General features: G+C 39.2%; 19 protein-coding genes. 1 reads left to right on the top strand and 18 read right to left on the bottom strand.

Translation table 11 applies throughout. The features are described from left to right. Positions 1-60: 60 nt before the first annotated feature. From CXF74_RS05320 to trmJ, 18 genes are all read right to left on the bottom strand, one after another. Positions 61-1023 carry a PstS family phosphate ABC transporter substrate-binding protein gene (locus CXF74_RS05320; RefSeq protein ID WP_101081364.1) on the bottom strand — a complete coding sequence of 321 codons (963 nt, stop codon included), beginning with the start codon at positions 1021-1023 and terminating at the stop codon, positions 61-63. 192 nt (positions 1024-1215) lie between these two features. Then, positions 1216-3021 (bottom strand): DUF3466 family protein, encoded by a 1806-nt coding sequence (locus tag CXF74_RS05315; RefSeq protein WP_101081362.1) that lies wholly within the window; start codon positions 3019-3021, stop codon positions 1216-1218. Positions 3022-3027: 6 nt separating this feature from the next. Beyond that, a complete protein-coding gene (gene uup, locus CXF74_RS05310) occupies positions 3028-4926 on the bottom strand; it encodes an ATP-binding cassette ATPase Uup (protein WP_101081361.1) in 1899 nt (632 codons plus the stop codon). Positions 4927-4929: 3 nt separating this feature from the next. Then, the gene (locus tag CXF74_RS05305; RefSeq protein WP_101081359.1) at positions 4930-5184 is read right to left on the bottom strand and encodes a glutaredoxin family protein; all 255 of its coding nucleotides are present in this window, start codon (positions 5182-5184) and stop codon (positions 4930-4932) included. Continuing rightward, positions 5177-7537: a bifunctional 23S rRNA (guanine(2069)-N(7))-methyltransferase RlmK/23S rRNA (guanine(2445)-N(2))-methyltransferase RlmL gene (rlmKL, locus tag CXF74_RS05300; protein ID WP_232772445.1), complete on the bottom strand. Its 2361-nt coding sequence runs from the start codon at positions 7535-7537 to the stop codon at positions 5177-5179. The genes CXF74_RS05305 and rlmKL overlap by 8 nt, the downstream gene beginning before the upstream one ends. A 114-nt stretch (positions 7538-7651) precedes the next feature. Then, positions 7652-8944 carry an aminopeptidase PepB gene (pepB, locus tag CXF74_RS05295; protein WP_101081358.1) on the bottom strand — a complete coding sequence of 431 codons (1293 nt, stop codon included), beginning with the start codon at positions 8942-8944 and terminating at the stop codon, positions 7652-7654. A gap of 71 nt (positions 8945-9015) precedes the next feature. Continuing rightward, positions 9016-9213, bottom strand: coding sequence for a Fe-S cluster assembly protein IscX (gene iscX, locus CXF74_RS05290; protein WP_101081357.1), 198 nt, complete (start codon positions 9211-9213; stop codon positions 9016-9018). 334 nt (positions 9214-9547) lie between these two features. Further along, positions 9548-10402 (bottom strand): hypothetical protein, encoded by an 855-nt coding sequence (locus CXF74_RS05285; RefSeq protein ID WP_101081355.1) that lies wholly within the window; start codon positions 10400-10402, stop codon positions 9548-9550. Next, the gene (locus CXF74_RS05280; RefSeq protein ID WP_101081354.1) at positions 10402-11256 is read right to left on the bottom strand and encodes an ABC transporter ATP-binding protein; all 855 of its coding nucleotides are present in this window, start codon (positions 11254-11256) and stop codon (positions 10402-10404) included. Before CXF74_RS05280 ends, CXF74_RS05285 begins: the two co-directional genes overlap by 1 nt. Beyond that, positions 11253-11624, bottom strand: a complete 372-nt coding sequence (locus CXF74_RS05275) for a GntR family transcriptional regulator (protein ID WP_101081352.1) — start codon at positions 11622-11624, stop codon at positions 11253-11255. The genes CXF74_RS05280 and CXF74_RS05275 overlap by 4 nt, the downstream gene beginning before the upstream one ends. Before the next feature lie 482 nt (positions 11625-12106). Then, positions 12107-12445: an ISC system 2Fe-2S type ferredoxin gene (gene fdx, locus CXF74_RS05270; RefSeq protein ID WP_101081350.1), complete on the bottom strand. Its 339-nt coding sequence runs from the start codon at positions 12443-12445 to the stop codon at positions 12107-12109. A 41-nt stretch (positions 12446-12486) separates the two neighbouring features. Then, complete coding sequence (gene hscA, locus CXF74_RS05265) at positions 12487-14343, bottom strand: Fe-S protein assembly chaperone HscA (protein ID WP_101081348.1); 1857 nt, start codon at positions 14341-14343, stop codon at positions 12487-12489. 28 nt (positions 14344-14371) lie between these two features. After that, positions 14372-14881 (bottom strand): co-chaperone HscB, encoded by a 510-nt coding sequence (gene hscB, locus CXF74_RS05260; protein WP_101081347.1) that lies wholly within the window; start codon positions 14879-14881, stop codon positions 14372-14374. Positions 14882-14982: 101 nt separating this feature from the next. Next, the gene (iscA, locus tag CXF74_RS05255; protein ID WP_101081346.1) at positions 14983-15306 is read right to left on the bottom strand and encodes an iron-sulfur cluster assembly protein IscA; all 324 of its coding nucleotides are present in this window, start codon (positions 15304-15306) and stop codon (positions 14983-14985) included. Positions 15307-15330: 24 nt separating this feature from the next. After that, positions 15331-15711, bottom strand: a complete 381-nt coding sequence (gene iscU / locus CXF74_RS05250; RefSeq protein WP_101081345.1) for a Fe-S cluster assembly scaffold IscU — start codon at positions 15709-15711, stop codon at positions 15331-15333. Between the two features lie 149 nt (positions 15712-15860). Then, positions 15861-17075: an IscS subfamily cysteine desulfurase gene (locus CXF74_RS05245; RefSeq protein ID WP_101081344.1), complete on the bottom strand. Its 1215-nt coding sequence runs from the start codon at positions 17073-17075 to the stop codon at positions 15861-15863. 16 nt (positions 17076-17091) lie between these two features. Next, positions 17092-17571, bottom strand: coding sequence for an Rrf2 family transcriptional regulator (locus CXF74_RS05240; RefSeq protein ID WP_101081343.1), 480 nt, complete (start codon positions 17569-17571; stop codon positions 17092-17094). 115 nt (positions 17572-17686) lie between these two features. After that, entirely contained in the window at positions 17687-18433 is a 747-nt protein-coding gene (gene trmJ / locus CXF74_RS05235) for a tRNA (cytosine(32)/uridine(32)-2'-O)-methyltransferase TrmJ (protein ID WP_101081342.1), read from the bottom strand. A 196-nt stretch (positions 18434-18629) separates the two neighbouring features. Between trmJ and suhB the strand changes: the two genes are divergently transcribed. Continuing rightward, positions 18630-19418, top strand: coding sequence for an inositol-1-monophosphatase (gene suhB, locus CXF74_RS05230; RefSeq protein WP_101081341.1), 789 nt, complete (start codon positions 18630-18632; stop codon positions 19416-19418). The last annotated feature ends 58 nt before the right edge of the window (positions 19419-19476 follow it).

Below are 19476 nucleotides of genomic sequence, written 5' to 3'. Positions count from 1 at the left end.
ATAGTATACAAAAAAACAGCGCTAGTGCGCTGTTTTAATTAGTAAGAATTACTTTTTAATTTACAAACCTAGAGAAGCTAGCTCTTTCATTACCACTTTACTTGGTAATGGGATGTAACCATCTTTCTTAACAATCGCTTGGCCTTGCTCAGACAATACCATTCTTAAAAATTCAGCTTGTAGTGGAGAAAGTGGCTTGTTTGGGTGCTTGTTCACGTAAACGTATAGGAAACGTGACAATGGGTATTTACCAGAAATAGCGTTATCCATTGTTGCTTCAACAAATGGGCCGCCTTTCTTAGAAAGTGCAACGGCTTTAACACCGGCAACTTTATAACCAATACCAGAGTAACCAATTGAGTTAAGCGAAGAAGCAACAGACTGTACCACAGAAGCAGAACCAGGCTGCTCGTTTACGCTGTTTTTGTAATCGCCTTTACATAATGCTTTTTTCTTAAAGTAACCGTAAGTACCTGATACAGAGTTACGACCAAACAATTGAATATCTTTACCTGCCCAGCTTCCTGTTAAACCAACATCAGCCCAACGAGTGGCATTTTTATCATTGCCACATTTTTGTGTTGCAGAGAAAATAGCATCAACTTGTTTAATGCTTAATCCGTCAATTGGGTTATCTTTATTTACAAATACTGCTAAAGCATCAATCGCAACACGAACAGCCGTTGGTTTATAACCGTAACGTTTTTCGAATGCTTCAATCTCTTTAGATTTCATTTTACGACTCATTGGACCGAACTGAGAAGTACCTTCTGTTAAACCAGGAGGCGCTGTTGAAGAGCCAGCAGCTTGAATTTGGATATTAATATTTGGGTAGTTTACTTTAAATTCTTCAGCCCAAAATGTCATCATATTCGCTAACGTATCAGAGCCAACAGAAGAGAGGTTTCCTGAGATGCCACTTACTTTTTCATAACTTGGTAATGCAGCTGCAGAAACAGAAGTTGCAACAGTAAATAATGATGCGCTAAGTGTTACAGCAGCAGCTAATTTTTTAAGTTTCATCTAAAACTCCGTGTAGATAGTAATATAATTTAAGTAGTTATCTTATTAGTTATTTAATAAGAAGTGGTTCACCCCTTGGCGATGTGCCTAATATGCCCATCTTGTATGACACTTTAATGACATATGAAATTAAATTGAAAAAAAAGGCCTGTTAGCAAAACTAACAGACCTTAATAATATAGATTATATATATTAACGCGTAAAACGGCGAATAAAGACTAATGGTAATGCAAATAGCCATAACCAGAATGTCGCGCCACCTTGTCGTTCATAAGGTTCATCATGTACTTTCAACAAATCAGACTCCCAACAATTAGGGCTATCATTAGGTGATGACATAGCAGGGTTTGGTGTTAGCTTAAACGCCTTTGGAATAGCATTTACCTTATATTTATAGTCATCGTCCGTTGCATACTCAAAACCGTCGACAAGCACAACACCCGCGTCATTAATCACACGCGCAGTACGTATGCGTAGACGTGGTGAAGTAACAACATCACCGCTTTGGCTACAAATAAGATCATTCATCAACCATGCTTGCTTTTTACGATTATCAAACAAAAAAGCAGTTTTACTACGAGGACCTCCATCATAAACGGGGTCAACCTGATCAAAGTCATCTACTTCACCTACCATTAAGCCATTTTCATTAGCAGCATAAACACGACTGTTTGCACCACTTTTGGAAATATAGTAATTACCACCATTTTCAAGGCGTTGTTTACTGGTTGCTACTTTTTTATCTAAAAATGGCAATGTAATTATTTTACTAACGCTATCATAAACAAAAAATTCAGTGGCTTTATTACGCCCTTTAGGAATATCAAATTCACGGTTACCTGTGACGATACCCGCATCAGAAATAGTCAGTGCCCAAGTGTTGTAGATTGAATCTTCTTGGTCACTCACCCCCGCCGTAGCAGCAGTGAGTTCCGTCGGTTTTTCATAAATGCCGTTAGCATCCGGCGTCATGATAATTGCGCGTTGGCGTGCTCCTTCACTATCAGTGTTATATTGAAATGTTGAAGCACCTACAGCAGTACCAGAAGCATTCATATCAAAGGCATTTGCACTAAAAGTTAAACTATTTTGATTCGTGGTATTATTTTCTAACCAAGTTGTTGCTAGAGAAGCCCCCGTTAATTCGCTAGGACTAGCATCAGAATTAACAATATCAGTAACATCCCAAGCCCAAGCTTGTGTATCAAAGCCTGGACACCTTACTAAGTCATTCATATCATAGCGATCATCGTATTCATTACTATTGTAACAATCGTTAAAATATTCAGTTGTATTACGCGGGTATGAGCGACTAGCAGCGCCAATTACAAGCGTTTTTTGCTCACCATTTGTATAAGTCACCTGCTGAAGTTTATAAGCACTACTAAACCCACCGCTACTCATAAAATCAGGTAATAATGATGTGATAGTTCCACTTTCCGATTTGATATAAGCACGTCGAGCAAACTCTCGGTTCGCGCCTTCATAGGGAGCAGAAGCATACCCCACCACAAAACGTTCTATACCAATAATATCCGTAACATCAGTGGTTTTTATATCACTACTATTAACAGGTAAAAATGGCCCTTCAGCCTGATCATTGCCGTTTAATAGCGTATTACCCATCATATAGCTGCTGTAACTGCCATTATCAGCATCTGATTGTGCATTACGCCATGCTTGGTAAGCATTTTCATAACTATGTTGATTAGCAGTTTGACTGCCAAAAAAATCTAATTCACAAAGAATATCATCGTACTGACACCCTCTGTTAAACGTAAATGGTAAGCCAATATCAACATTACTTGATAGTGAGGCTTTCATCGAATAAGTGCCAATAAACTCACCGTCTGTAGATATAGCAACAGGGAAAGGACCGTATAAAGCCCCATCTGCATTTACACTAATTTCTGAAATTGTATAATATGCTTCATTCTGTGCCCAAGCATTGTTAGCCATTAACAATGCAAGTGAGGCAACTGTAACTTTAAATTTCATTTAACGTTATTCTCCGTTTTGTAGCTCTTCTAAATGTTCCCAGCGTTCAAAAGCAACCTCTAGTTTTTCTTCTGTAGAGGCAAGGTCAGCAAGGAATTTATCAGCATCTTGTTTATCTTTAGTAAAAAATTCAGCGGTATTAATCATCGCCTGTAACTCTTCAACTTTACTTTCTAAGCGTTCAAGTTCTTTAGGTAATGCATCTAATTCAAGTTGCATTTTATAAGATAATTTTTTAGCCGGTTTTGTTTTTTCTGCTTTAGCTACATTTTTTACAACTGGTTTTTCAGCTATTACAGGTGTTTCGCTTTGTGCTTTATGACGCGCAGCATCACTAAAGCCACCAACAAACTGTTCAATATTACCATTGCCATCAAAGAACCAAGTATGTGTTACGGTATTATCAACGAAGCTACGGTCATGGCTTACTAACAACAAGGTGCCTTTGTAGTCCGCGAGTAACTCTTCTAATAATTCCAACGTTTCGACATCAAGATCGTTGGTAGGTTCATCGAGAATTAATAAATTGTTCGGTTTTAAGAAGATTTTCGCGAGCAGAAGGCGATTTTTCTCACCACCCGATAATGCTTTAACAGGTGTTCTTGCGCGCACAGGGTGGAAAAGGAAATCTTGTAAGTAACCTAATACATGACGTTTAAGGCCATTGACTTCTACTTCCTGTTTGCCTTCTGCAAGATTGTCCATCACTGATTTTTCAGGATCTAACGTATCTCGGTATTGGTCAAAGTAAGCCACTTCTAATTTAGTACCACATTTCATGGTGCCTGAATCAGGTTGTAGTTGGTCTAAGAACAGTTTTAATACAGTACTTTTACCACAGCCATTTCGGCCAACAAAGGCTATTTTATCACCACGCATAATCGTAGTTGAAAAGTCTTTAACAATACACAGATCATCGTAGCTGTAGGCCAGATTTTCAGCTTCAAAGATGATTTTACCAGAGCGGCTCGATACATCGATATTGATTTTAGCTTTACCCTGCACACTTTGACGATCTGAGCGTTCAGTACGTAATTCTTTTAATGCACGAACACGACCTTCGTTACGTGTGCGACGTGCCTTAATACCCTGACGGATCCATTTTTCTTCGATAGCAAGTTTACGGTCAAACTCAGCATTTTGTTCGCCTTCAACACGTAATGCATCTTCTTTAGCAATAATATATGCGTCGTAACCACCCGGCCAAGAGCTTAAATTACCACGGTCAATATCGATAATACGTGTAGATAGACGACGAATAAACTCCCTATCATGGCTGATAAAGACGATTGAACCTTTAAAGCTTAATAAGAACTCTTCAAGCCATTCAATGGTGCCAACGTCTAAATGGTTAGTAGGCTCATCAAGTAGTAATAGGTCAGGATCATTTACTAACGCTTTCGCCAACGCCACTTTGCGTAACCAACCACCAGAAAGTTCATTAAGATGAATATCAGGAGAGATAGCTAAACGGTCTAATATTTGATTGATTTTACTGTCTAATTGCCAGCCATCAAGTTGGTCTAATTGTTCTTGTAACTTAGCTAACTTATTAAGCTCTTTTTCACTGCAATCTTCAGCAATAACATGAAGTTGATGATGATAAGCTTTTAACACTTCACCCGCTTCATTCATACCAGAGGCTACAAAGTCGTAAGCACTCATGGTATTTGCCGTTGGTGGATCTTGTTCTAAACGGGCAACGGTAACGTCTTTGTTGATAAGCAATGAGCCATCATCAAGTTGAATGCGACCATCTAAAACTTTTAACAGTGTCGATTTACCGGCACCATTTCGGCCCACTAAACAAACACGTTCATTGGGTTCGATAACTAAATTACATTTGTCTAATAATGGGTTGTCACCAAAGGCGAGCTCTGCATTATGTAAGGTTAATAGTGCCAATTTTTAATTCTCTATATTAAATACTTGTAATTGTTGCAGTGAAAAAGGCCAATTTAATGTTGACCCTGATTCATTTTCTACAACCGGGATAAGTGTGCCGTAAAGCTCAACCAAAGACTGTTTTTTAACATTCATTTCGACAATGCTATCAACAATATCTACTTTCTGATAACTCAGATTGAGTTGCTCTAATAACACCATCGCGTCATCACAAAGATGACAACCATCGGTATAATAGAGCGTCAGACGACTAGTCATGTTTAGTTAAAATCCAACATTGGTGGATTTTAAAGTTACGTTTAAAGTCTTCTGGGATAGAAGCCTTAGAGATATCTTTAATGTAAAAACCAAGTGCTTTAATCGCGTCAATATCTAACTTAAAGTTACGTTTGTTATTAGAGAAGATGATTTCACCGCCCTCATTTAAACGTGCACTTGCCGATGTTAACAACGCTACATGGTCATCCTGTACATCAAATACCGCACTCATACGTTTAGAGTTTGAAAACGTAGGTGGATCAATGAAGATTAGGTCATACATTTCGTGGGCATGTTGTAACCACTTGATACAGTCTTGTTGGATAAAGTGATGTTGACCTTGAATGTTATTCTCAGCAAAGTTTTTCTCACCCCAAGCAATGTAGGTATTTGACATATCAACACTTGTTGTTGATTTTGCGCCACCTAAAGCCGCATGCACAGAGGCTGTTGCTGTGTAACAAAATAGGTTTAAGAAATCTTTACCCTTTGCCATCGTACCAATTTTTAAGCGTACTGGACGGTGATCTAAGAACAGTCCTGTATCTAAATAATCTTGTAAGTTAACCACTAATTTTGCTGGGCCTTCATGCATAATCAATGACTGTTTTTTAGCATCAATTCTTTCATATTGTTGACGCCCTTTTTGGCGTTCACGTACTTTGATAACTAACTTATCATCAGAAAGGTTCAGCATATAACGTACAGTTGATACTACGTCTAAGAAACGACGACGTACTTTACCGAGTTCAATTTCTTTTGGTGCACGATACTCTTGAATGATGATGTAATCGCCATAGCGGTCGATTGCAACGTTATATTCAGGAAGATCAGCATCGTACATACGGTAACATTCAACGTTTTCACGCTCAGCCCACTTTTCTAACTTTTTAAGGTTTTTAGTTAAACGGTTAGCAAATGCTTCTGAGTAGATAGCCGGTTTGATTTGTTTTACTTCATTAAAAACAATTTCAGACTCACTTTCTTGCGCCATTACAAACGGTTTTTCAGCGACAGTTTCTTCAACGGCTTCATCACCACGACCCATCGTCCACGGGTTAATTGTTTCTGTTACATCGACCTGTTCTTCAGTCTTTTTATTGTCGTGTTTAGTACTGTATTTACTGGTAATATCGCCATAAATATCATTGTTGTCGTTATTTTCTTCAACAACAGGCGCTAACACAGGCTCAACATTACGTTTAGGCGAGATGCGGTAGTTTTTAAGTACACATTCAATAGGGCCATTAAAGAATTTAAAGTTTTTGCCTGCGCGCATACCTAAACAGCTTAATAGTTCAGTATCCATCGCAAACATCGATAAATTCCAGCCTGCAAAAGCATCTTTAAAATGGAAGCCTAGCTCAGTATAAAGGGTCATTGTGTCACTGAAGCCACCTAATCGTTCACCGTAAGGAGGATTAGAGATAAGCATGCCCGTTGTTAATCCTGCAGGGGGTAATATTTTTTTAGCATCTTGTACTGAGAACTCGATAACTTCAGCTACACCAGCACGTTGTGCATTTTGTTTAGCGATACGAATCATTTCTTGGCTTAAATCAGAAGCAAAGAATTTAGTCTCACATTCATTAACTGCGCGTTTACCGTAAACCTGTGCAGATGTTTTCAGTGTTTTCCAACACTCGTCATCGTGCATTTTCCACTTTTCAAAACCAAATCTCGGACGCATAGAGCCCGGCGCAATATTAAGCTTCATCATAGCAGCTTCAATAATTATCGTGCCTGAACCACACATAGGGTCAAGTAACGCTTCATCTTGCCAGCCACTACGCTTAAGAATACCAGCGGCTAATGTTTCACGTAACGGCGCTTCACCAGCAATCGTACGGTAGCCACGAATATGTAACGGTGAACCAGAAAGGTCTAAATAGATAGAGACTTTGTCTTTCCATAAACGACCATTAAAACGGATATCAGCATCGCGTTTTTCAACGTTAGGACGTTGCTCATCAAATTTCTTGCGGAATCTATCAACAATCGCATCTTTTATTTTAAGTGCGCCAAATTGGGTATTACGAATTTCATCGTTAGCACCAGTGAAGTCGATAGAGAAAGTACTGTTGATATCAAAGTGCTCTTCCCAAGGGATATTGCTACAACCCAGATAAAGATCCAGCGTGGTGATTACTTTGAATTCACTTAATTTAAGTAATACGCGAGACCCGAAGCGGGACCATAAACAAACTTGATAGCCTTGCTCTAGTGAACCATCGAAACTCACCCCGCCATTTATTTGCTTAGGGTTTTCAATGCCCATCTCTCTCAGCTCAGCCTCAAGTAGTGGGGCTAAACCTTTAGCGGTTGGTACGAAGTAACTTTGCATTTTTTGCATATTGGTTCTCTAGATTGATTGGAAATCGTTAAAATAAAATGAACGCTATTATACGCTTTAAAAACAAAAAAACACGGTAAAAACCGTGTTTTTAATTGTGCTGTTATTTGGCGCTTAAGCAGACAGTATTTGGCTTATCATCAATACGCCATGTCCTTTGCCACCCGTTGCCCATAAAGCATTGCCACCCATTTGATAACTGCCAGAAAGATCAAAGTGTAACCAATCTTTTTCAGGTGTTTTAACAAATTTAGCAAGGAATGCAGTGGCCGTTGATGCTCCAGCCATACCTTCACCACTGTGAATATTCGCAATATCGGCAAATGAAGAGCTAATTTGCTGCATATGAAAATCTTCAAAAGGTAAACGCCACAACATCTCATTGTGTGTTTTTGCACACTCACTTGCGAATTGTGCAAACTCATCATCCATGGTTAATAGGCAATTATAATCACGCCCAACCGCCATTTTTGCAGAGCCAGTTAACGTAGCCGCATCAATAATTCTTTTTGGATTGTCTTCTTGTGCCGCTAATAATCCATCCGCTAAGACTAAGCGCCCTTCGGCATCACTGTTTAACACTTCAGCCGTCACCCCATTTTTATAAGTGATGACATCACCTAACTTAAAGGCGCTGCCACTGACCAAATTTTCAGCACAACAAAGATACAGCGTCACACGTTTTTGCAAACCATTTACAATCGCAAGCGCAAGCGCGCCCGTTAACGTAGCCGCTCCCCCCATGTCACTTTTCATGATAGCCATACCACCACTCGGTTTCAAGCTATAACCACCAGAGTCAAAAGTAATACCTTTACCTACTAAGGCAAACTCAACGGGCGCATTTTCATCACCTGTCGGATTATAATCAAGCTGTAACATCGCAGGTGGTCGCTCACTGCCTTTACCCACTTGATAAGTACCATGAAATCCCTGTTCTTGCAGTTGCTCTCCGCTAATAATTTGGTAATTTAAGTGCTTGTTATCCGCTAAAACATGCTTAATGAGATCAACTGCTTTCGTACACAACATTTCTGGAGAAAGTGCTTCAGGACCAAGATTAATAGTATTGCGCACCCATTCAACGATCAGTTTTCGTGATGTAAGTGTTTGTAATTGTGCCTCATCAATCTCACCAAAGTGTACGTTAGCGCCTTTTTTAGCGTTAAAGAGCCCTTGGCTAAATGCCCAACGTAATTCGCAATCCCAGTGTTCTCCCTGCAATTTAATACTTTCAAGAGACATGCTATCAAGCTTACGCGCAGCACTTTGTACTTGGCGAACTAAGGATTTTGAATCATCAAGATGGATAACAGCCTGCGCCTCTGAAAAGCTTAATAATGCATTGTTTCCCCATACTGATGATGCGGGTTCAAAACTCAGTGATACACAAAAAAAGTTGCTCATTTTATTTCCTTCGTTATTCATTAGTACAAACAAAAACGCAAGCCTAAGCTGCGTTTTTACTATAACCCGTGTTACATCTCTTCAATCCAACACTGTTGAATTGCTTCTAATATACGTTCGCTGCAATGTTTGGGGTCGTCGCTAAATTCATCTAACGCTAAAACCCAATCGCGTAAATCAGTAAAGCGAATTACCATGGGATCTTGCTCTGGATACTGTTCAATTAATGCTAATGCGACTTCTAAAGAGTCTACCCATTTGATGGTCATGTTGTTCTCCCTATCATTTTGCAACTAGTGAGGTGAGAATCTGTTACTTGAACAGGAAGCCCACTTTAATAATACCTTATAATTAAACGCCAACTACTTACTATTGGCAAGTAGTTATAACGAATGATTTTACGCCTGTTTTAATTATAGTTCTTCGGATTCAGGCAGTTGGGTTTTACTATGTAAAAAATCGTTGTCTACTGCTTTGTGTTGCCGAACAAGAACAAAACACAGGTTTAATGAAGATTTCAGATCAATAAGAAAAGGCACTAACAAAAGTGCCTTTTAGAATGTTTTCATAGGTTGCTAAGAAGTTAGAGAAAGACCTATCCCCCTATTTACCTCCACCTTTAAACATATTTCGCAGATCTAATTCACCGTGTTTCTGTAACGACAAACTAAACATAAAAAACAGGGCTGCAACAATATACATAATGGCAGTACTCACGACAGGCAACTGACTGATAACTTGTAGTGGATCAGTGGTTAATATCAACGATGTTGGTAAATCAATAAACTGATAAAAGAACTGTTCCAATCCACTCTCAGGCAGTAATAACGAACTGGCAAATTTCAGCGCATATAGACCAATAAGTACACACAACAATGGAGAGTTAATCATCTGTGAGACAGCAAACATTAAGCAAGCAAAAGGTAATAAAGCCCCCGCAATTAATAACATATTAGATAGGAAGCTAATATAGTTTTGCATTACGCTAAACAGGGTAATATCACCAATTAACATGTTAACTTGGTGCGGATTAAACACAGACAACACCCACAATAAAAGCTCAGCGCTTAATACTAACAGAGAACAAATAACAGGAATCACTAATAGTGCAAAGCCCAACTTTACCGTATGTGTTAATAGATCAGACACAGGCATACTGCGCCAAAATGGCGAACTGCCCTCTTGGCGCTCCTTAGTCATTGCTTTACTTAAATATAGAATTGATAACAAATAAGAAACTAACGCAGTAGCAAAACTGATCACGGCGCTAAAACCTTGCTGCACATTAGGCACATCTACATTACCCATCCCATTTAGAGAGAATTCAACATCTGCATTCGAACTCATCACTAATGAGCCTATTATCAACAACGAAAACATTAATAAAAACAGCGGTACACGCGTTACAATTTTGTGATGTAACAATTCTTTTTCAAGCATATAAATAGCAGGGTGCATTAACGACTCTCCTTTTGTAAGGCAATAAACAACGCTTGTAATGACGGGGTTGAGATTTTACCAAATTCACTGACTTGGTCTCGATACTCAGAGCTGATTAGCCATTTGTTACACCCCAATCCTGGCTCCGATGAAAGTGGCTTTAACACTTGTAGCTGTTCTGTAAATTCGTGTGTTGCTTCAACCATGATGTATCGCTGTAAAACATCTTCAATAGCGCCTTGGCAAATACTGTTACCTTGCTTTAAAATCAGTACATCCGTTAGTAGATGCTCGATTTCATTCACTTCATGGCTGGCAATAATTAAAGTGCGCTCACCATCCTGCATCCATTCGATTAAGTGACGGTAGAAGGTATCGCGGTAGATCAAGTCTAAACCTAACGTTGGCTCGTCTAAAATAAGCACCTTTGTGTCTGTGGCAATCGTCAGCGCCAAATGTAATTGCACCTTCATGCCTTTAGACAAAGTACTAATTTTACTCCCTTGCTGAATATCCGTTTTTGTCAGCAATTGCTTAGCTTTAGCTAAATCGAAACTCGGATGTACGCCGTTTGTATAGCGTAAAATTTGTTTTACCGTCATCCACTTGGGTAGTACATCCACATCAGAGATATACGCTAAATGTTGCATCAGAGGCGCACGTTGATTAACAGGGTTTAAACCACAAACGGATATATTACCTTGGTAGTTATTTGCACCTAACAAAGCATTAATTAACGACGACTTTCCTGCGCCGTTATGCCCTAACAACCCTAATACTTGGCCACTTTTCAAGGTGAATGAAAGGTTGTTAACGGCTATTTTTGATTGATAGCTTTTACTGACGTTCTGTACATCGACTAAGTGCATCATTGCTTTTCCTTGATCTGCTGTTTTAGCGCTTGAATAAAATCATCAACCGGTATCTCCAGCTGTTGTAATTTTTGAATTATTTCTGGGATACCTTCATTTAAAAACAAGTTGGTTTTATGTGCTTTTAATTGAGCTTGTGCCCCTATTAAAACGAACATGCCCCTACCCCGAACTTTTTCAATTAAAGAGTCATCAACAAGTAATTGATAAGCTTTCATTACCGTTAAGTGGTTAATTTTCAAGTCTGAAGCAACGGTTCTAACCGATGGCAAAGCTTCTCCTTCAGGCCAAATTCCAGCTAAAATCTGCAGCTCTATGCGTAATTTGATTTGCTGATAAATGGGCTGTTTATCATTCCAGTCTGACATTAAATCCTCGATATAGTGCTATACACGTATACAACACCATAACCAATTATAACTTTAATCACCAGCCCTTTTTCAAAAAAGTAAATGAGCATCAGTTAATCCGTGAATAACAAGCGTAATATTGAGCTTGGTTGTGTCATGGATAGACGTTTATCAACGCGTTTAAAAATCGTTATAAGCTGTAAATTGGTTTATGACAGTAGGATTTTTAGTGAGTAAATAAATTCATAAACACCCTGCTTCACTTTTCTCTGGTACCTGAAAAGAATCTTAGCGTTATAGTAGATAAAAACTACGTAGGGAATTTAAAGAGAAGTCACTCATCCGCAGGCAAAAAATCATTAATTAGCTTAACTGGCAGGGAGAGATTAATGGAAATATATGAGGTAATGAATATTTTAGAGTAATAAAAAAGACACTAAGATAAGTGCCTTTTAAAATAACGCGATCAATTTCTAAAGAACAGAAACGGACTAGGTCGATTAATGATTTTCCGACACAATATTAACTGTGTATTTTGGAATTTCAATCACTAGGTCTTCTTTTGCGACACAAGCTTGGCAACCTAGGCGAGAATCCGGTTCAAGGCCCCATGCTTTATCAAGCATATCGTCTTCTAGTTCATCACTTTCTTCCAAAGAATCGAATCCTTCACGAACAACAATGTGACAAGTGGTACAGGCACAAGATTTTTCACAGGCATGCTCAATATGAATATGATTAGCTAATGCAAGATCTAAGACCGTGTCGCCCTCTTTAGCTTCAATAACAAGACCTTCTGGACATAACTCTGCATGGGGTAGAAATATTACTTTTGGCATTTTAAATTACCTTACTTATATATTTATAAAAATTGTTGTTACTAAATTGTGTCAACAGACTGGCCCGTTAGAGCAGCTTTAATCGAAGCATCCATGCGTAATGTAGCATAATGATCGGTTAATTTATCAATCGCTTTTAGCGCATCTTTGATAGCAGTAACATCAGTGCCTTCACCGATCTTCGCTAATACTTTAATGTTATCTTGGATGACTTCAAACTCACCGTCATCCAATAATTGATGACCATCTTTTTCAAGCGCGCCTTCAAGGTTTTCAATAACACGTTTTACTTCGACTTGTTGCTCTATCAGCATACGAGCATCAATATCTTGCTGTGCAAAGGTTTGTGAAGCGCTGAGCATTTCCATTACCTGAGCATCACTTAAACCATAAGAAGGTTTAACTTCGATATTAGCTTGTACACCCGATGATTTTTCCATCGCAGTTACACTCAATAATCCGTCTGCATCCACTTGAAAAGTCACTCGAATGTGAGCAGCACCGGCAGCCATTGGCGGTATATCAGTTAATACAAAACGCGCTAATGAACGGCAATCTTTTACCTGCTCGCGCTCACCTTGTAAAACATGGATAAGCATTGCCGTTTGCCCATCTTTAAAAGTAGTAAATTCTTGTGCGCGTGCAACAGGGATAGTGGTATTACGCGGAATTACTTTTTCAACTAACTCACCCATTGTTTCAAGGCCAAGCGAAAGAGGTAAAACATCCAGTAATAACATTTCTGAATCAGGCTTATTACCGACAAGAATATCAGCTTGAATCGCGGCGCCCAGTGCCACAACTTTATCAGGATCAATAGAAGTTAATACTTCACGCTTGAAAAAATCTGTGACTTTACTGCGTACTAATGGAACACGTGTTGAGCCACCAACCATCACCACTTCAACGATCTCATCTAATGAAACTTGTGCGTCTTTCACTGCACGTTTACACGCACGTAGTGTTTGTTTTACTAATTTTTCAATCAACGATTCAAAATCAGCTTTTGTTAATGTCAGATTAACGTCACTATTAGTTAAACTAATATTGACTTCATTAACATCACTTAACTGCTGTTTCGCTGCGCGGGCTACTTGTAATAACTCTTGTTGAAGCGTTGGTGATAGTTCACCACTGATATTCGCTTCACGCTTAATCCACTCAACAATAGTATGATCAAAATCATCACCGCCAAGCGCAGAATCACCGCCTGTTGCTAATACTTCAAACACACCTTTATGCAGGCGTAAAATAGAGATATCAAAGGTACCACCGCCTAAATCATAAACGGCGATCACCCCTTCTTGTCCAGAATCTAAACCATAGGCAATCGCAGCGGCCGTTGGCTCATTCAATAAACGTAAAACATGTAGTCCAGCTAATCGAGCTGCATCTTTTGTGCCTTGGCGCTGCGCATCATCAAAGTATGCTGGCACGGTAATCACCACGCCATCCAATTCTGCTTTTAACGTTTCAATAGCACGTTGATTTAATGTTTTTAAAATTTCGCTTGATGCTTGCAATGCATTAACTTCACCAGCACGCGTGACGATTTGTGCGAGACCACTTTCATGTTCACTAAACTGATAAGCAAGATGAGTTTGGTCGATATCAGCTAAGGATTTACCAATTAATCGTTTCACCGAGACTAATGTATTGAGGGGATCAGTTAGCAATTTTGCTTGAGCGTCGATACCCGTGGTGATTTGACCGTTCTCACCATAGTGAATAACAGAGGGCAACATATCTTGGCCATCTGTATCAACTAAGGTAGTTGCAACACCGCTACGCACAGTCGCCACAAGAGAATTTGTTGTCCCTAAATCAATACCAACCGCTAGTTTATGTTGGTGGGGAGCTGCAGATAAACCAGGCTCTGCAATTTGAAGTAATGCCATAAGAGTTGTAACCTTAAATTCTGTAATCTCAGTCGAAGAGCTTCTCTTCAAGTTGCTCTAGTTCAGTTTGCAGCTTCAACATAAATTTTAGTTTACGTACACTATCGGCCGCCGCTTCTAACGATTCTGCCACTAACTGTTGTTCAATTGTCGATTCTAAATCATTCACTTGTTGTTGTATATTCTCAGCAAAAGCTTCGATTTCATCTTCATCATCTTGTGTAAATGATTCAATCGTTTCGCGCCATTCCATTTGCTGCATCAAAAAGTCAGTATCTTGTAGCGTTTTCTGCTCCAGTGCGATATCAAATCCGGCTAACAAGAGCAGGTATTGAGCGCGTAAACAGCTGTTTTTTAATGTTTGATAAGCATCATTTATTTCAGTGCTTTTTTGCATAGCCGTCAGTCGTTCTGCATCAGATAGCATGACAAACTTATCAGGGTGGTATTGTTTTTGTAATTCGCGATAGCAATGAGCAACTGAGTTTTGATCGATGCTGAATTCAGCGGGTAACGAGAAAAGTTGAAAGTAGTTCAATTTGAGATCCTACTATAATAAAGAAGAGGTAATAATGAAGAGGATATTTGGAGGTAAGGTAAAAAGTAATCTACTTTGCACCTTACTCCCAATATTATTTATTAAACGCTGAAGCTTTCGCCACAACCACATTCACCATCGGTATTTGGGTTGTTAAATTCAAAACCTTCATTTAAACCTTCTTTGACAAAATCAAGCTCAGTACCATTAAGGTAAACAAGGCTTTTTTTGTCAACGATGATTGAAACACCTTTATCAGTGAACACTTCATCGTCTTCGTTTAATACATCAACAAACTCAAGTACATAAGCCATACCTGAGCAGCCAGAAGTTTTCACACCTAAGCGTAAGCCAATGCCTTTGCCACGGTTTACTAGAAAATCAGCAACATGTTTAGCCGCTGGCTCTGTCATTGTGATAGCCAAAATAGACTCCTTAAACGGGACTGGTTATGCGTTTTTACTCTTATAATCTTCAATTGCAGCTTTAATTGCATCTTCAGCAAGAATAGAACAATGAATTTTTACAGGAGGTAAAGCAAGCTCAGCGGTGATCTCTGTATTAGTAATCGCTGCTGCTTCGTCTAATGTTTTGCCTTTTACCCATTCAGTGACTAATGAGCTAGACGCAATCGCACTACCACAACCATATGTTTTGAATTTTGCATCTTCAATCACACCATTAGCGTCGATTTTAAGTTGCAGTTTCATTACATCGCCACATGCAGGTGCACCAACCATACCCGTTGCAACACTCTTATCGTCTTTATCAAATGAACCCACGTTACGTGGATTTTCGTAATGATCGATTACTTTTTCGCTGTAAGCCATGATGTTATTCCTTTATTTAATGTCTGTTTTCATATACCGATATCGCTAAGCCAGTTGAGTCTATTTCAAGGCAAAAGCGCGGAGCTTGGTTTACCAAGTGAGCACTTTCAACGTAGAAATAGGCTCAAATGGCAACGCGACAAGCAATTTTAGTGGTGAGACCACTCAATGCTGTTTATATCGATGCCTTCTTTGTACATATCCCAAAGTGGCGACATATCACGTAATTTACCGATATTTTCACAAATAATTTTAATGGCATAATCAATTTCTTCTTCAGTCGTAAAACGACCAATACTGAAACGGATTGAGCTATGTGCCAATTCGTCATCACGACCAATTGCACGTAAAACGTATGAAGGTTCAAGACTTGCAGATGTACATGCACTACCCGATGAAACCGCTAAGTCTTTAAGTGCCATAACTAATGATTCGCCTTCAACATAGTTAAAGCTGATATTAATGTTACCCGCGATACGGCTATCCATTGAACCATTAACATAAACTTCTTCCATACCACTTACACCGTCTAGAAGACGTGTACGTAATTTAAGAAAACGTTTATTTTCTTCTGCCATTTCTTCTTTTGCAATGCGGAAAGCTTCACCCATCGCAACGATTTGATGTGTCGCTAGTGTACCACTACGCATACCGCGTTCGTGTCCGCCACCGTGCATTTGTGCTTCTAAACGAATACGCGGTTTACGCGAAACATAGAGTGCGCCAATCCCTTTAGGGCCATACACTTTATGTGCAGAGAAAGAGATTAAATCTACTTTCATTGTTTGTACGTCAATGTCAACTTTACCCGCGCTTTGTGCAGCATCAACGTGTAAAACAACTTTGTTTGCGCGACATAATTCACCGAATGCAGCGATATCTTGGATAACACCGATTTCGTTGTTTACATGCATTAGGCTCACTACGATTGTATCTTCGCGTAATGCTTCTTTTAGCTGTTGTGGTGTAACAATACCGTCAGTACCTGGTTCAAGGTAAGTCACTTCGTAACCTTCACGCTCTAATTGGCGACAAGTATCTAAAACAGCTTTATGCTCTGTTTTAGCGGTAATAATATGTTTACCTTTTTTACCGTAAAAATGCGCAGCACCTTTAATAGCAAGGTTATTTGATTCAGTTGCACCAGAAGTGAAAACTATTTCACGTGGGTCTGCATTAATTAACTCTGCAACTTGTTCACGTGCAACGTCAACGGCTTCTTCTGCTTGCCAACCGAAACGATGTGAACGAGATGCTGGATTACCAAACTCGCCATCCATTGTTAAGTATTTCATCATGAGGGCGGCAACACGTGGGTCAACTGGTGTTGTTGCTGAGTAATCAAGGTAAATCGGTAATTTCATTATTATCTCCGCTGCGTTATCGACTGACTTTTACATTCAGTTGTGCAGATTGTTTAAATTTATTATTTTGAATTTCTGAAATAGTTTGAACGTGATCTGTTTCCATTAATTCTTCTAGGGTAATGCCGTCTAGAAAACTACTAATGCGATCGCTCAACTGTTCCCACAATAAGTGTGTTAAACATTGAACACCATTTTCGTTACAGCCACTTTCGCCGCTACATTTGCGTATATCCACAGATTCATTGACTGCATCAATAATCATTGCGACAGAAATTTCTCCGCGTGTTTTACCTAGGCGGTAACCACCACCTGGGCCTCGAACGCTGCTAACTAATTCTTTTTTACGTAATTTAGAAAACAACTGCTCTAGATAGGATAACGAGATCCCCTGACGCTCAGAAATATCAGCAAGCGGGACAGGACCTAAATGCTCTTTTATTGCAACATCAAGCATTGCAGTGACCGCATAACGGCCTTTTGAGGTTAGTTTCATAAACTTCGCTTCTTTTAAAGGTGAACTAGATCACTTATTTATTTACTTACTTATGACTGAAGTATAAATACCTGACTAAAATAGTCAACTAAAAAACCACAAAGTTTAGTCGGTTTTATTTTTCGTTTATATCTGTTTCTTTTTTGCTTGCAACTAATGATTTTTGAATGCTACTTAACACACCGCGCCACATACGTAATTCAGCTACTTCAGGGCGTGCGCGGTTGAAGAAACGACGTAATTTTGTCATTACCAAACCAGGGTGAGCGGGTACAATAAAACCAGTGTCTGTTAATGTTTCTTCAAGATGATTAAACAAACCTTCAAGCTCGCCCGAAAGAGGATACTCTTCTACTTGTTCTGGATAAGCGGTTGCTGACAAAAATGCCATGCGAATTTCATAGCTCAATGTTTGTACTGCCATTGCTAAGTTAAGCGAGCTATAGTCAGGATTTGCTGGAATAAACACATGAAAATGACATTTCTGTAGTTCATCGTTAGTCAAACCACTATTTTCACGACCAAACACTAACGCGATAGGATGCTTTTGACCTTCAACAACCGCTTTTACGCCCATTTCACGAGGGTCTAACATTGGCCAATCTAACGTGCGCGGACGTGCGCTTGCGCCAATCACTAAACCACAATCTGCAATGGCTTCATCTAATGTATCAAAACGTTGGTGATTTTTTAGTACATCACCGGCACCGGCAGACAGTGCAACAGATTTTCCATCGATTTCACACTCTGGATCCACTAACACTAGATTAGACAAGCCCATAGTTTTCATTGCGCGCGCAGCGCTACCAATATTACCAGGGTGAGAAGTACCGATAAGAATGATACGTACGTTATCTAACATAGGGGTTCCTTGAATAATTTATAAGCTCAATAGAGCTTGCTGAAAATAAGCGCGCAGTTTAGCAGAAACAGCGCCACAAAAAAATAGATTCACATCGATCAGCGATGAGAAATATTTGCACAATTTTGTGATCTGTGTATAATTTTGCGCCGAAGGAATCTCCCTTCATGTTCTTTTACAATCTAATGGTGATCAAATGCATCCAATGTTAAATATTGCAATTCGTGCTGCCCGTAACGCAGGTAAAGTAATCGTTAAAGGCTACGAAAATCTAGAATCAGTTGAAGTTGAAGAAAAATCGTTAAACGACTATGTAACAAGTGTCGATAAAGAAGCTGAGCTTGCAATTATTGGTACATTACAAAAATCTTTCCCTGACCATAGCTTCATTTGTGAAGAGTCAGGTATTCTTGAAGGTAAAGATAAAGATCACCAATGGATTATTGATCCGTTAGACGGAACAACTAACTTTATTCACGGCATTCCTCATTTTGCTGTTTCAATTGCATTAAAAATCAAAGGCCGTACTGAAGTTGGTATCGTATTTGATCCAATCCGCAATGAACTTTTCTCTGCTGTTAAAGGCCAAAGCTCACAAATCAACGGTTACCGTACTCGTACAAGCGCAGTGCCTAAATTAGCAGGAACATTACTTGCTACTGGTTTCCCATTCAAACAGAAGCACCATACAAAAACTTACTTAGAAATCTTCAATGATTTCTTCTTAGAAGTGGCTGATATGCGTCGTGGCGGTAGTGCTGCACTAGATTTAGCTTATGTAGCGGCTGGTCGTATGGATGGTTTCTGGGAATACGGTCTAAAACCTTGGGATATCGCTGCTGGCGAATTATTGTTAAAAGAATCAGGCGCAATGGTGACTGATTTTAATGGCGGCAACGATTACATGAAATCAGGTAATGTTGTAGCTGCAAATCCAAAACTTTTAAAAGAGATGTTAACGGTTATCCGTAAACACCACATTTAAAACGTTTGTTTAAATAACAGTTAATAGTTGATACATTACGGATGATGTCATCATTATT

Source organism: Psychromonas sp. Urea-02u-13 (assembly GCF_002835995.1).
Taxonomy (GTDB): domain Bacteria; phylum Pseudomonadota; class Gammaproteobacteria; order Enterobacterales; family Psychromonadaceae; genus Psychromonas.
Note: the sequence above shows the minus strand (reverse complement) of the source record. Positions and strands in the feature narration are given on the sequence as shown.

Bases quoted from the DNA above. Each gene is read 5' to 3' on its own strand.
- CXF74_RS05240 (WP_101081343.1), bottom strand. From the start codon at position 17,571: ATGAAACTAACCTCAAAAGGCCGTTATGCGGTCACTGCAATGCTTGAT.
- CXF74_RS05245 (WP_101081344.1), bottom strand. From the start codon at position 17,075: ATGAAATTACCGATTTACCTTGATTACTCAGCAACAACACCAGTTGAC.
- CXF74_RS05305 (WP_101081359.1), bottom strand. From the start codon at position 5,184: ATGACTAGTCGTCTGACGCTCTATTATACCGATGGTTGTCATCTTTGT.
- CXF74_RS05285 (WP_101081355.1), bottom strand. From the start codon at position 10,402: ATGCACCCTGCTATTTATATGCTTGAAAAAGAATTGTTACATCACAAA.
- fdx (WP_101081350.1), bottom strand. From the start codon at position 12,445: ATGCCAAAAGTAATATTTCTACCCCATGCAGAGTTATGTCCAGAAGGT.
- CXF74_RS05315 (WP_101081362.1), bottom strand. From the start codon at position 3,021: ATGAAATTTAAAGTTACAGTTGCCTCACTTGCATTGTTAATGGCTAAC.
- rlmKL (WP_232772445.1), bottom strand. From the start codon at position 7,537: ATGCAAAAAATGCAAAGTTACTTCGTACCAACCGCTAAAGGTTTAGCC.
- trmJ (WP_101081342.1), bottom strand. From the start codon at position 18,433: ATGTTAGATAACGTACGTATCATTCTTATCGGTACTTCTCACCCTGGT.
- pepB (WP_101081358.1), bottom strand. From the start codon at position 8,944: ATGAGCAACTTTTTTTGTGTATCACTGAGTTTTGAACCCGCATCATCA.
- CXF74_RS05280 (WP_101081354.1), bottom strand. From the start codon at position 11,256: ATGATGCACTTAGTCGATGTACAGAACGTCAGTAAAAGCTATCAATCA.
- CXF74_RS05275 (WP_101081352.1), bottom strand. From the start codon at position 11,624: ATGTCAGACTGGAATGATAAACAGCCCATTTATCAGCAAATCAAATTA.
- CXF74_RS05320 (WP_101081364.1), bottom strand. From the start codon at position 1,023: ATGAAACTTAAAAAATTAGCTGCTGCTGTAACACTTAGCGCATCATTA.
- suhB (WP_101081341.1), top strand. From the start codon at position 18,630: ATGCATCCAATGTTAAATATTGCAATTCGTGCTGCCCGTAACGCAGGT.
- hscA (WP_101081348.1), bottom strand. From the start codon at position 14,343: ATGGCATTACTTCAAATTGCAGAGCCTGGTTTATCTGCAGCTCCCCAC.
- iscU (WP_101081345.1), bottom strand. From the start codon at position 15,711: ATGGCTTACAGCGAAAAAGTAATCGATCATTACGAAAATCCACGTAAC.
- iscX (WP_101081357.1), bottom strand. From the start codon at position 9,213: ATGACCATCAAATGGGTAGACTCTTTAGAAGTCGCATTAGCATTAATT.